Origin of the sequence: Shewanella polaris (assembly GCF_006385555.1) — a bacterium.
GTDB lineage: Bacteria > Pseudomonadota > Gammaproteobacteria > Enterobacterales > Shewanellaceae > Shewanella > Shewanella polaris.
Genome location: NZ_CP041036.1, coordinates 3,728,667 through 3,742,514, shown reverse-complemented (window position 1 = coordinate 3,742,514; position 13,848 = coordinate 3,728,667). Strand labels below are relative to the sequence as shown.

Sequence of the window (13,848 nt, the reverse complement as noted above, 5' to 3'; positions counted from 1 at the left end):
GAAACGTATGCAAATTTATTAATCTAAACGAGAGTATATTATGACTTCATTTACTATTCACACTTTTGAAAGTGCACCAGAAGAAAGCAAAGCAATTCTTGAAGGCGCTAAAAAACAAATGGGTATGGTACCTAATTTGTTTGCCGTATTAGCTGAGTCTCCAAGTACACTCAAAGCTTACCAACAGTTACATCAATTATTTACAGAGACATCATTTGATGCTGAAGAGTTAACAGTAGTATGGCAAACTATTAATGTTGAACATGAATGTACCTACTGTGTGCCAGCGCATACAGGTATTGCACATTCAATGAAAGTAGACCCTGCTATAACTGAAGCTCTGCGTAACAAGACTGCTATGCCTACGGCTAAGTTACAAGCATTGCACGAAGCAACATTAAGCATTGTACGCAACCGTGGTAATATTTCAGAAACTGAATTAGAGACATTTTATGCTGCAGGGTACGGCCAGCAGCAAGTGCTAGAAATCATTTTAGGCTTATCGCAAAAAGTGATCAGTAACTACACTAACCATGTTGCCAAAACACCCGTTGATGATGTATTTAAAAAGTTTGCTTGGTAATATGACAGCTTGCTAATTATTGCAAGCGGCAGTAATTACTCCCCAATACCAATGTTTGTGTTAACGCAACATTGGTATTTTTTTACCGGAGATTAAAGGTGTTGTACATATCACTGCTACCTATAAACTCGTGTCTTAGGGCCTGTTGTTCTTTCAAGGTTGTTTTTGCAGTGAATTTTTGGTCATTTGTACAAGGAAGAGACTTTGTGGTGTAGTTATTCTACATAAAAAGTCGATAACACAGTAAAAATGACCAACAAACGCTGCCCGAAGGGTTCGGCTAAAAACGTTTTACTCTTTGTTGAGAGTATCTTTTTGACGTGATAGCAGCTTAGATTGTTAGGCAGCAATTCACTCGCCTCGATTAAAACGTTTTTATCTCGAACAAAATTTAACCAGCAAAGGTTAACAGGCCCTAGTCACTCAATAAGAAGTCTTGTCGATCACGTGAATTTATCCTCCAAGTTAGCTGAACTATGGATATTCAGTTAACTTGAATATATCGTGACGATGACCAAGATGTGATGCAAAGTATTACTCAGTTTGATTTTGCCTATTCCATGAGATAAGTGTCTGGCACAGAAATAAAGTCTATGGTTGTTCGATAGTCTGAAAATCTCATTATTGGAATTTACGTAAATGATTAAGCTAAGTGAATTTTTGTGATTAGTATCACATTGGTCATGTGTGATATTTTGTAGCTGTACAACTTGTTGTTCCATGTGCACTTTTTATTACTGAATCCTGTACATGGCATTGCTCATTTTTTGTCTAACTGTCTTTAGGAAATTATATGTTGAGCAGTCTACGTGCTTATCGTTCGTCCATTATTTTACTTAGCGCCCTCTTAGTTGGCGGTTTGTTTGGTGGGCTATTTCCTGAATGGGCCATCAAACTTAAACCAATAGGACAGATATTTCTTAATTTACTGTTTATGATTATCGTGCCATTGGTGGCAGTAAGTGTGATGTCATCAATTGCCCACATGACAGATTTAAAAAAATTGGGTGCGATATTGGTATCGATAATGGGCGTGTCAATTGTGATGGCCATTATCCCTTCGGTAGGTGTGGTATTGCTAGCGTTAGCTTATGATCCAGCACAAGGGGTGACATTAGACTTAGCCAATAGTGTTGAAGCTACTTCAGGCAGTATGGATTTTGTCAGCTTATTAACCACCAATGATTTTGTTGGTTTATTATCTAAATCCAATATTTTAGCCTTAATTATTATGTCAGTAATTAGTGGGGTGGCGATTGGTCAGTCTGGTGAAGATGGCCAGAGAGTCAGCCGGATGCTAGACAGTTTAAATACTGTCATCATGAAAGTGATATCAATCCTAATGCATGTGGCTCCCATCGGCCTTGGTGCTTATTTTGCAGCCACAATGGCCAGTCAAGACTCGGAACTGATGGGCACGTTTGCTCGTGCTGTGGGGCTGTTTTTTGTCGCCATGGCGTTGTATCTTACTTTAGGATCCACCTTATATGCTTGGATTGGTGGTGGTGTAAAAGGCGTTAAGTTGTTTTGGCAACATATGCTCGAACCTGCAGTGACTGCATTAGGGACCAGTTCGTCATTAGCGTCCTTACCCGTGACGATTAGTAGCGCCGCGAAAATGGGGCTAAATGAACAAATTGCCGAGATTAGTTTGCCACTGCTGGTTAATCTAAACAAAGGTGGTGCCGCTGCGATAACGGCGTTAAAGATAGTGTTCATTTATTCTTTGCTAGGGTTAGACTTTACGACAGACGTATTTATGCTGACCATTTTGATTTCGGTGTTATCGGCATTTGTTATTGGTGGTGTGCCAGGTGGGGCATTTTTAGGTGAAATTTTTATTGTCACCACCCTAGGGCTGCCAATGGAAGTGATCCCCATTTTAGTGGTGATTGGTGCGATAACGGATGCTGCTTCAACCGTGATAAATGTTGTGCATGATTTAACAGCGACGCAAATTATTGAGCGCATTAATGGTAAACATTATGCTGCAAAAATACCTGATAGCGAACTTGTTAGGTTAGATTAGATATAAACCTAACTGACTGATACCACTGCATGACGTTGAGTTCTGGTGTGGTATATTTTAGGCTACAGCAACACAATTTCGTCCTTGTGATTTTGCCTGATATAAGGCTTTGTCGGCTCGTTCTAACAGACTGTGGGCATTGTCTTCCGGGCAATATTGAGTGACACCTAAACTGATTGTAAGCGCCATATTTTGAATGTTTTGCTTGGCAATATAAAACCGTAATCTTTCCGTTAATTCGGTGGCATCTGCCAACGATGTGTTAGGTAAAATAATCACAAACTCTTCTCCTCCCCACCGCGTTAATAAGTCATCATTACGCATTTTACTTTGAAGTAATTGTGCCAGTTCACACAATACTTTATCGCCGACCAAATGACCGTGATTGTCATTAATTCGCTTAAAATGATCGATGTCGATAATAACAATCGAAATAGGATGCAGGCTAGGAGACGACAGATCAGGCTTTGTTGATATCTTTTTATCTATTATGTTGCCATTAAAAAGTTGACCAATTGCCATTGAAGAAGAGGCATCTTCTGTGTCAATCAAGGGGTTGATTGTATCGGTATTTGCCGCTGATGTGGTTAATAACGTGTTGAGTACTTCATCAAGTTTTTCACGGTTATATAATCCAGTAAGTTTGTCTATTTCAGCCATTTTTTGAATTTCTAAATTACGTATTGCCAGTTTTTGATAGGCAGAGAAACGTGTTTTCTCATAAAATCTAAATAACAAAATTTGCGCAATACACACTTCAATCACGTTAAGTAATGCACCAATTCCAAACGTAACCTGTTGGGGGTCTTTCGTTTGCAGGTAAACCATAAAAACACATATGCTAAAGCACAGGGATGAAATATATGTGCCCCATGTTCGACCGATAAGAAAAAAACAAAACGGCGGAATTAGGGTTGCCCATAGGAGTGAATGGACATAACCCTTGGTTGAAATCACAAACAACATGATTAAACTCGTTAGCATGAGAGTGGTAGCCCAAGCGGTTATCTTTACATGTCCTGTTTGGCAAAATCGGTAGTAAATTCCCAGAGAAAGTACCAAGCCAAAAGCATCTAACAATGCGTACATGGATCCTGAAAAATACACTAAATTGATTACAGTGAGAATGGCGAAGTATATAGTTGTAATTAGCAGTGAGTGACCAATAAACCGGATGCGCCAGTAATCCGGATGATCAGGCGGATATTGAGAGAATTCTTTGTACCAAAATTTCAGCATAAAATCTAATCCGTAGTTTATCCGCTCACATAATGAGGGGGAGATCGTCAATAGCATTTTATCATGCTAGTTATATAATGTTAGTTATAGGTAATAAGCTAAATCGTAATTTAAAAACCAATCTATAGCCGCCTATGTCACGGAGATTAGACTCATAAGATGTGTCTGTTTATTGTCGATTACTGGTTTTTACTTATTAGTGTTAATGCATCGGAGCTAATACACTATAACAAGTGCCTTGGGTTACCTTGCTTTAGGATTATTTTTGTTAACGCTTACATTTCCAGTTTTATTCAAGCATGATAAAGATGTTATACGGTATGCTGTCATGAATGTTGCCAAAACTTGGCATACATTGTTGGTTTTTCCTACCAATATCACAAAGCATTATTTTGTACCGGTATGTACACCCTGCACTCTGTTGATTTTATGCGATAAACTTGATGCATGTATTTGGGCAACGTATCATGCGCATTTTTATTACGATGAGCTCCTCTGCAATGCGCCATTTAATCACTCATTATCATATCGACACTCCAAAAGATGTTGTTGTAGCGAATCAACAAACAATGCTAATTCGGCTAGCTACTCGGGGCATAGTCATGCGTGGTAAACAAATATTGATGCTTTATACCCAACGTTATCATGACTATTCATTGCCAGGTGGCGGCGTCGATGCGGGCGAGTCGATTGAGCATGGTTTAATCCGTGAACTGCAAGAAGAAACCGGGGCGAAGGCTATCAGTAATATCGTGCCGTTTGGGCTATATGAAGAGTATAGACCATGGCTGCGAGATGGTTATACCTTGGTTAATATGCTGTCGTACTGTTTCACCTGTGATATTGCTAGTGAATTAGGTGAAACCCAATTTGAAGCTCACGAGATAAGTAATGGCATGATGCCAATTTGGGTTGATATTGATGAGGCTATTCAGCACAACCTAGATACCATAGCCAACAGCAATAAAAAAGGCTCGTCGATAGAGCGAGAAACCTATCTCTTAAAATTGGTTAAACAAGAATTATTAAGTTAAGCGTAATGTTTGTTGAAGTGGTGTCAGTGTTAAATCAAATAGACATTAATGCATATTCGTTCTATATGGTTAAGGTTACTTAGTCATTTATTAGTATAAAGGTAATTAGTATAAAAATAATTAGTATAAAAATAATTAGGACTGACCACACAAAAAAAGGGCCACTGCTTTCGCTTGGCCCCTTATTCATAATGCTTTTTGATTAAGCGCGCACTTGACCTTCACCGCTGACTAAGTATTTTTCAGTGGTTAGTGACTCAAGACCCATTGGACCATATGCATGCAATTTGCTGGTGGCAATACCAATTTCAGCGCCTAGACCCAATTCACTGCCATCAGAAAAACGTGATGATGCGTTAACCATGACGACAGAAGCATCTACCGTGCGTTGAAAGCGCGTAGCTGTTGTGTCGTTTTGGGTACAAATCACTTCAGTATGATGACTACCAAAACGGCGAATATGATTAATAGCGTGATCAAAATCAGTGACTTGTCGAATCGCAATTTCTAAATCTAAATATTCTTGACCAAAATCATCATCGCTAATAACGTTGGCATGCTCAAAGTATTGTTGGGCATTTTTACTAACATTAATACGTACTTTATGTGCAGCTAACTCGGCCGCCACTTTTGGTAAAAATGTGGCTGCTACGTCCTGATGTACCAGTAATCCCTCTAGGGCATTACATACTCCAGTTCGCTGGGTTTTACCGTTGAGTAATAAAGACATCGCAATATCGAGATCAGCATCTTTATCAACGTACAAATGACAAACACCTTTAAAATGTTGAATAACAGGAATTTTACTGTTATCAGTAACAAAGTTAATTAAGCCTTCTCCACCGCGTGGAATAATAACGTCAATAAAGTCACGTTGCTGCATAAGTTCTAGCATTAAAGCGCGATCTGGATCTGGTATGACAGTAATCAGCGCTGGTGGTAGCTGATATGCTTGCAGTACATTTTGTAAAATAGAAGCAATAATTTTACTTGAGTTCAATGCTTCTTTACCACCACGCAGTATCACTGCATTACCTGATTTAAAGCACAAAGCACCTGCATCGGCGGTAACATTAGGGCGTGCTTCATAAATCATGCAAACGACCCCTAAAGGTACGCGCATTTTTTGAATATTAAGACCATTTGGTCGTTGGCATATTTCACGGATCATACCGACTGGATCAGGTAACGATGCAACGGTTTCAATGCCTGCAGCCATTGATTCAATACGCTCTGTTGTCAGTGTCAGCCTGTCTATCATTGCCGCGCCTAAGTCAGCTTTTTCGGCATGGTCTAGATCTAATAAATTTGCTTTGATGATATCGTCACTATGAGCGCGAAGCGCGCGGGCCATATCAAGCAAAATGGTATTTTTAACTTTTTCATCTAAAATGGCTAGAGTTTGTGCAGCTGTAGCTGCGGCTTGCGATAAGTCTTTAATTAAACTCATTGTTACTCCAAAATGGCGATGTTTTTGTCAGAGATCAGTGGGCCCGTTTTTTGCTGGGCATTGTTGGCAAATTCACGATCTTCTTGATCTGCAATAAAATGTAATAAACAACTACTGTAGTTTGATTTGGCTTTTGCCAATTTAGTGCCATCGCCTTTGCGCACTAAAACAGTATCGCCGACGGAAAAGTTGCCTCTTACGGCTACTACATCGTCACTGGTCAGTTGGGTATCATGTTCTTCAAGGTCTGCGCTAAAGTCATTTTCGACAATTAACTCACCTTGAATCTGTGATGTATGAGTCATCCAATGCAAAAGGTCTTTCATTGGTACGTCATATGGTTTGAATAACGTGCCCGGATTCTGGCCTTTTAATAATTGATTAAAAGTATCCGCGTCAAAACCATCAACAATCATGGTTTCAATTCCGTGTGAAACAGCTTTCTCAGCAGCTTCTATCTTGGTTAGCATACCGCCAGTACCTACGCTACTAGTGGCTCCGCCAGCCATCGCATAGATGTCAGCATTTATTTCACTAACTTGTTTAATCAGTGTGGCATCTTCATGTAAATTAGGGTTTTTAGTATAAAGCCCTTTTACATCAGAGCAGATAATTAGCGCATCCGCATCAGCAGCTGCTGCAACCATGGCTGATAAATTATCATTATCACCCACACGTAACTTAGCGGCGGTAACAGCATCATTCTCGTTAATAATGGGCAGCAAGCCATTGTCTAACAGAGTAAAAATGGTATTTTTAATACTGATATAACGATCGCGGTCACGTAAATCACCATGAGTAAGTAATAGCTGGGCCGAAGGGAAATCAAACAACTTATCCCAAGTGGCCATCATATCTGCTTGACCTGCAGCTGCCATGGCTTTTTTAAGTGAAATGTTTGGCTCTGCCGTATCAGGGAATCGATGTTTTCCTGCGGCTACTGAGCCTGAAGATACCAATACAACTTGGCACCCTTGAGCACGACAAGTAGCGATAAACTGTGCAATACCTAATAAATAATGACTGCTACAACCTTGTTGATGGGGCGCAATTAATGCGCTTCCCACTTTAACGACAATGCGCTTCCAATGTGAAGTTGACATAGTGTAAACATCCTCCTTCATTATAGTTCCTCGGCTAAAACACGATTGGCTTTATCAAAAGTCTTAACGGTTTTATGGCAAGGGTCGGCATCCAGTGCACTGGTAATAAAAATCACCACACTGCTGACAATAAAGCCGGGGATCATTTCGTACATTACGGTGGTTAACGCTTTTCCATCTGCTAAAACTGGCGCGTAAATCCAAAACAATACGGTCACTGCACCCGATATAATACCCGCAACAGCGGCTTTATGGGTCAGGTTCTTTTTATATAGGCAACACAGTACCAGTGGACCAAAGGCCGCACCAAATCCAGCCCATGCATTGCTGACTATCGATAAAATGCTATTTGAGCGATCTAGCGCCAGTAAGCTGGCGACAATACCGACACCGGCTACACCATATCGTCCCATTCTGACCATTTCTTTCTCAGTTGACTCTTTTTTCGAAATAACTCGATAAATGTCTTCGGTCAATGAACTTGACGACACTAATAACTGTGAAGAAATCGTGCTCATAATAGCGGCTAAAATGGCAGCTAAGAGGAAACCACTGATCAGTGGATGGAACAATAATTCAGAAAATACAATAAAGATGGTTTCAGGATCGCTTATTGTCATGTCGAATTTATTGGCGTAGGCAATACCCACTAGACCTGTTGCCAGCGCACCAGTAATGGTGACCGTCATCCAGCTCATGCCAATTCTTCGTGCAGCTTTGATATCAGAAACCGAGCGGATAGCCATAAAGCGCACAATAATATGTGGCTGACCAAAATAACCTAATCCCCAAGAAAGACTTGAAATCAATCCAAGTAGAGTGACATTTTTCATCGCATCAGAAAAATGTGGGATCGACTCATAAGCAAAGCCCATCATTTTATCAGCACTGCTAAACTCTTGATATGCCACAACGGGTACCAGAATCAGGGCAACAAACATGATACAGCCTTGAACAAAGTCAGTCATACTGACGGCTAAAAACCCACCGAGTAGAGTATAAGACACAACCACACCTAGGGTGATCACGAGCCCAAGTTCATAATTTAAATCAAATGCAGAGACAAATAATTTCCCTCCAGCCACTAATCCTGCCGAGGTATATAAGGTAAAGAAGATCACAATGATCACAGCCGCGATAATCCGCACATTACTGTTAGGTGCGTGGAAGCGTTTAGCAAAAAACTCAGGGATCGTTAGGGAGTCACCCGCGACTTCAGTATAAACCCGTAATTTAGGTGCCACGATCAGATAATTAACCAATGCCCCCGCTAATAGGCCAATCGCAATGTAGATGGTTTCGAAGCCGACTAAGAACATGGCTCCAGGTAAGCCCATAAGCATCCAGCCGCTCATGTCGGATGCACCCGCTGACAGTGCGGTGACTTGTGGGCTGACTTTACGTCCACCTAAAATATAACCCGATACATCGCTTGTTGATTGTTTATAAGCAAACAATCCAATGCCTAACATTACTAGGAAATATATTGCCAATGAGACATAGGTTAAGTAATGCATTAATTATTTTCCTCCTAACGCTTTGTGATTTTGAATCCCTTTAGGTTTCAACATGACAAAGAGATAGGTGCTTAAAAGGGCGCACAAACAAAATAATTGTGAAGCTTCTTTCAGCTTTAATGTAGCGGTGCTCCACACTGTGGTTATGAGATTTTCTTCGCTAGACGTGTCTGTTGACATATTGTCCTCCTGGGTTCGGGCTAATCGGTTTATTGTTAATTCATTTATAATTAGCAATAAAAAACCACCAAACTAGTTAGTGGTCTAACTATATTAACATCATTTGGGGTAAAATTTCCAATCGAATATCAATTGAAGCGCTTTTAAGTGTTTTTTAACAACTATTTAACTTCATATGGCTGTGCTGTCTATTATGTGTTTTATGTTTACTGAACATTGGTTGATTAGGTCAGAATCAATTGTCATTATCATTTACGGGATATGATATATTTTGAACCGATTATCTTTTAAGTTATTGTATCTTAATGTTTATGTGTATATTTTGTATGGTGTAAAAATGATATTTTTAAATGGTTATCTGCTTAGCCAATGATATAGGATTTATTTATTATGCAATTTAAACGTTACAACTATGCTGCTAAATGGAAGGGTAAAGTCATTTATTTTGTGTTGTTGAATAAGCTGTCTTTAGTTAAGTGGTTACAGTTCAAATAATTTGAATTCAAATGTTTTGTGTTCAGGTGAGTACGATCAAGTGATTTTATTTTCACAATGCATATATGGAATAGTTATTTTCAACACGGGATTTTCATACCTTACTAGTGTCAAATCACTTAGAAAAGCCGTCAGAGTTACGGTTTCAACGCTATAGTGATTTAGCAGACAGTTTGCTAAATGGATTTCAAGTTATGATTTAAAAATAATGGCATTGTATTTAATTAGACGTTCGGTCTAATATGTTAGTTATGAATAAATCAACGACTCACGAAATCACTCTATTAACACCTAAACCTCGTCGTGGACGGCCACCTAAAGTATCACGAGATAATCCTGATACTCGGGCAGAGCTTATCCGTAGTGGCCTCGAACAGCTAACTGAGCAAGGTTTTGCTTCATCAGGTATTGACGCTATTTTAAAAAAGGTGGGAGTGCCGAAAGGTTCTTTTTATCATTATTTCGCGAGTAAAGAAGCGTTTGGCCAAGTTGTATTGCAAAACTATGCTCAATACTTTTTACATAAACTTGAAACCCATTTATTTGATGAAACTTATTTGCCGTTAACGCGAATTAGGCATTTTGTGGAAGACGCTAAAGCGGGAATGATTCGATACCAATTCAAACGCGGTTGTTTAGTGGGAAATTTAGGTCAAGAGGTGGGGATCTTACCAGATAGTTTTAGACCACAGATAATCGAGATCTTTTTAAGCTGGCAAGCTTGCATGGCCCGTTGTCTTAATGAAGCGCAATTATTGGGTCAAATATCTGCAACTGCTGATTGCGATGTTTTGGCCGAAAACTTTTTGGTAGGTTGGGAAGGGGCGGTAAGCCGCGCGAAGTTAGTACAAAATGAGTTACCACTCGAAAACTATTATGAGTATTTTATAGCAGGACTTCCGAAATAAAATTTTTTAATTATTAATAGACGATCAGTCTAAAATAGGAGCATACGATGTTTAACGGCATATTGATTGAGAAAGATGACCAAGGTTACCGCGCCACAGTGCAAAGCATTGATGAAAGTGTGCTACCTGAAGGTGATGTCACAGTAAAAGTACTTTACAGCACGCTTAATTATAAAGACGCTCTGGCTATTACTGGTAAAGCACCTGTTGTGAGAGCATTCCCTATGGTGCCAGGAATTGATTTAGTGGGCGTTGTCGAACAAAGCGATAGTGATAAGTTTTCCGCAGGCGATAAGGTCTTATTAAATGGTTTTGGGGTGGGCGAAACTCATTGTGGTGGTTTGGCGACTAAGGCGCGTTTAAAAAGTGAATGGCTTATTCCATTACCACAAGCATTTTCACCACAACAAGCTATGGCGATAGGCACTGCAGGGTATACCGCAATGTTATGTGTGATGGCTCTTGAAAAAAATGGCGTAACGCCAGATAAGGGAGAGGTGTTAGTTACTGGAGCAAACGGCGGTGTTGGCAGTTTTGCGATAGCTATTTTAGCTAAGTTAGGATATCACGTTGTAGCTTCTACTGGCCGAATGGATGAAAGTGACTACCTAAGAAAATTAGGCGCTAAGGACGTTATCGATCGTGCAACATTATCAGAACCGGGTCGACCTTTGGCCAAAGAACGTTGGGCTGGTGCTGTTGATTCTGTCGGCAGCCATACTTTAGCCAATGTGTGTGCCAGTACCCAGTATGGCGGTACGGTTGCCGCTTGTGGTTTAGCGCAAGGAATGGATTTCCCTGCCAGCGTTGCGCCGTTTATTTTACGTTGCGTGACCCTAGCCGGTGTCGACAGTGTCATGCGACCTTTAGCAGACCGTATTGAGGCATGGCAGCGTCTAAGCGAGATCCTTGACGTTAGTGTTTTCGACGACATAGTTCATGAAATCAATTTGACTGAAGCGATTGATGTGGCGAGTGATTTGTTAGCTGGTAAGGTTCGTGGCCGTGTAGTTGTTGATGTAAATCGTTAATCAAATGGTTTTATATAAGATATTTATCTAAAGAGCTTTGTCGGTCTGCGTGTTGCAGGCTGATGAATTTATTAGCTTTATTTTCAGCGTCTTCTAGTACATTATGACAGCAAATTGGCACGATAATTTTTTACCACTGCAAGCTTAGTGAATGTCTCCATTCGAAGTTAAATGCCAACTTATCAGACTCAAAAAACTATTTTTGTATTACTATTTGTGAGTTGTTTTATTACTCTGTAACAAGTAGGGTTGGTGTGACATATTGGTCAATAAAATCTTTTGACGGCATAGGCTTAGCAAATAAATATCCTTGTAAGTAGTCACAGGATAATTGTTTTAATAGTTGATGCTGGCCTTCCGTTTCAACGCCCTCTGCCACTACTTTAACCTTTAAATTATGTGCCATAGTGATAATTGCCCGCACTAATGCGATGCTACTTTCATTAGTATCCATATGTTTAATAAACGAGCGGTCAATTTTTAAAATATCAATATCGAGTCGCTGTAAATAAGCTAATGATGAATATCCGACCCCAAAATCATCGATGGCGATATCAATACCATAATGGTTGAGTCGTTGCATTTGCTGTTGAACAGGTGAGTCAGGATCCATTAAGGTGTTTTCTGTTACTTCGATAATCATGGTATCGCGGGGGAGGTCATGTTTATTGCACGCTAATATCCATTCATCAACCCACAAACCGTCATGATCAATTTGCAGCGGTGAGGTATTGACACTCACTTGCATTTTTTTGCCCGACAATTGATAAAAATAGGCCGCATCTTCAATAGCCTGACCTCTAACCCAGTTACCTATATCTTCGATTAAGCCATTTTCTTCGGCAACTGGAATAAACTCATTAGGGCCAATAAGACCGCGCTGTGGATGGTTCCAACGAATGAGTGCTTCTGCTTTGGTAGCATTAATGCCACATTGGTCAAAAATGGGTTGATAAAACAATACAAATTGACCGAGTTTAAGTGCAATGCGCATTTCTTCAATAAGTCGACGTTTTTCAATCGCTTGCTCTTCAATAGCATGAGAGAAAAATTCATATCGATTGCGCCCTTTGCTTTTAGACAAGTACATGGCTTGATCGGCATGTTTGACTAAATCCTCAACATTTTGACCATCACCAGGATAGAAAGTAAGCCCGATACTACCTGTCACATTGACTTGCACCTCTTTGATGCTAATACATTGCATGAGGCTACTTTTCACCTTTTCAGCAATTGTGGCAGCGTGTTTTAAGTCACTAACATCTTCAAGAATTAAGGTAAACTCATCTCCGCCTAGGCGCGCAACAGTATCATGATCTCGAACGCATCGACGTAAACGGTTCGCAACTTGATGAAGTAGCAGATCCCCATATTCATGGCCTAAGGAATCGTTAACTTCTTTAAAACCATCGAGGTCAATAAAAATCAATGCAAAAACTATGTCGTCAGTATCAATGAGTGACTGAAGTTTTTCATAGAAAAAACGTCGATTCGGTAGCAGAGTTAATCCATCTTGATAAGCATATTCGTGTAATTGAATATTGGCATTTTCGAGTTCTTTAGTACGCAGTTGTACTTCACTTTCAAGCGAACTCTCACGCTGCTCAATATTTTCTAACATGCTATTAAAACATGTGGTTAATTGGCCTATTTCGTCTTGAGATTGTACTTGGGCACGTAAACTGTAATCTTGTGATTTGGTAATTTTTTGCGAAATTTTAGCAAGGTATAACATAGGACTTAAAAACTTGCGCCGTAAAAATAAAGACAAAAAGAAACTGGCAACAAAGGACGAAAGCAGGATTAACACAATAAACTGACCATAAAACGTCACCCGCTCGATGAGCAAACTGTCATCGACTGAAATCTGCAATTCACCGTAATGTTGGTTATCGAGTGTTAATGGAGTCATCACTTGAGTGATGTTATGGAGGTCTCTATCAATAAGGATAACAGAAGGGCTTTGTGATAATGCTTGCGCTAAAACAGCACCTTCTGCACTGGTTACAGATACTGATAAGACATCGGATCTTAACAAGATCGGATTAATCAGTTCTTGGATTGCATCTTGATCATCAAAAAGTATGGCTGCGGTGATGTTTGGGGATAACATTTGCGATAAGCTTTGAAGGCTTTCAATTTGTTCTTTTTTGGCTGATGACAGTTCGAAAGCGCTGAATATTAACGTCACAACAAGTGTCGAAATGACGGCAACACTCATTAAAATAAACTGAAGTTTTTTACTAATAGTATTAAGAGTGAATAATCGTTTCATAGAA

At 39.8% G+C, this 13,848-nt stretch carries 11 protein-coding genes; 5 read left to right on the top strand and 6 right to left on the bottom strand.

Features of this window, described 5'->3' with window-relative positions:
• Positions 1-40: 40 nt before the first annotated feature.
• Positions 41-583 carry a carboxymuconolactone decarboxylase family protein gene (locus FH971_RS16160; protein ID WP_140235005.1) on the top strand — a complete coding sequence of 181 codons (543 nt, stop codon included), beginning with the start codon at positions 41-43 and terminating at the stop codon, positions 581-583.
• A gap of 793 nt (positions 584-1,376) precedes the next feature.
• The gene (locus tag FH971_RS16155; protein ID WP_140235004.1) at positions 1,377-2,612 is read left to right on the top strand and encodes a dicarboxylate/amino acid:cation symporter; all 1,236 of its coding nucleotides are present in this window, start codon (positions 1,377-1,379) and stop codon (positions 2,610-2,612) included.
• Positions 2,613-2,669: 57 nt separating this feature from the next.
• On the opposite strand, the gene FH971_RS16150 is transcribed toward FH971_RS16155, so the two are convergent.
• Positions 2,670-3,851 (bottom strand): GGDEF domain-containing protein, encoded by a 1,182-nt coding sequence (locus FH971_RS16150; protein WP_140235003.1) that lies wholly within the window; start codon positions 3,849-3,851, stop codon positions 2,670-2,672.
• Positions 3,852-4,351: 500 nt separating this feature from the next.
• On the opposite strand from FH971_RS16150, the gene FH971_RS16145 reads away from it, so the two are divergent.
• Entirely contained in the window at positions 4,352-4,885 is a 534-nt protein-coding gene (locus FH971_RS16145) for an NUDIX hydrolase (protein WP_167496114.1), read from the top strand.
• Between the two features lie 202 nt (positions 4,886-5,087).
• On the opposite strand, the gene FH971_RS16140 is transcribed toward FH971_RS16145, so the two are convergent.
• The 4 genes from FH971_RS16140 to FH971_RS20415 are packed head-to-tail and all read right to left on the bottom strand — an operon-like array spanning position 5,088 to position 9,135.
• A complete protein-coding gene (locus FH971_RS16140) occupies positions 5,088-6,335 on the bottom strand; it encodes a glutamate-5-semialdehyde dehydrogenase (protein ID WP_140235002.1) in 1,248 nt (415 codons plus the stop codon).
• A gap of 2 nt (positions 6,336-6,337) precedes the next feature.
• On the bottom strand, positions 6,338-7,438 hold the full coding sequence (gene proB / locus FH971_RS16135) for a glutamate 5-kinase (protein WP_137225830.1): 1,101 nt from the start codon (positions 7,436-7,438) through the stop codon (positions 6,338-6,340).
• A 20-nt stretch (positions 7,439-7,458) separates the two neighbouring features.
• Positions 7,459-8,955 (bottom strand): sodium/proline symporter PutP, encoded by a 1,497-nt coding sequence (putP, locus tag FH971_RS16130; RefSeq protein WP_137225832.1) that lies wholly within the window; start codon positions 8,953-8,955, stop codon positions 7,459-7,461.
• Between the two features lie 3 nt (positions 8,956-8,958).
• The gene (locus FH971_RS20415) at positions 8,959-9,135 is read right to left on the bottom strand and encodes a hypothetical protein (RefSeq protein ID WP_167496042.1); all 177 of its coding nucleotides are present in this window, start codon (positions 9,133-9,135) and stop codon (positions 8,959-8,961) included.
• A 770-nt stretch (positions 9,136-9,905) separates the two neighbouring features.
• On the opposite strand from FH971_RS20415, the gene acuR reads away from it, so the two are divergent.
• Both acuR and acuI read left to right on the top strand, forming a co-directional pair.
• Positions 9,906-10,538 (top strand): acrylate utilization transcriptional regulator AcuR, encoded by a 633-nt coding sequence (acuR, locus tag FH971_RS16125; RefSeq protein WP_420853483.1) that lies wholly within the window; start codon positions 9,906-9,908, stop codon positions 10,536-10,538.
• Between the two features lie 47 nt (positions 10,539-10,585).
• Positions 10,586-11,569, top strand: a complete 984-nt coding sequence (gene acuI, locus FH971_RS16120; protein ID WP_140235000.1) for an acrylyl-CoA reductase (NADPH) — start codon at positions 10,586-10,588, stop codon at positions 11,567-11,569.
• Positions 11,570-11,798: 229 nt separating this feature from the next.
• On the opposite strand, the gene FH971_RS16115 is transcribed toward acuI, so the two are convergent.
• On the bottom strand, positions 11,799-13,844 hold the full coding sequence (locus FH971_RS16115; RefSeq protein ID WP_140234999.1) for a putative bifunctional diguanylate cyclase/phosphodiesterase: 2,046 nt from the start codon (positions 13,842-13,844) through the stop codon (positions 11,799-11,801).
• Positions 13,845-13,848 lie beyond the last annotated feature (4 nt).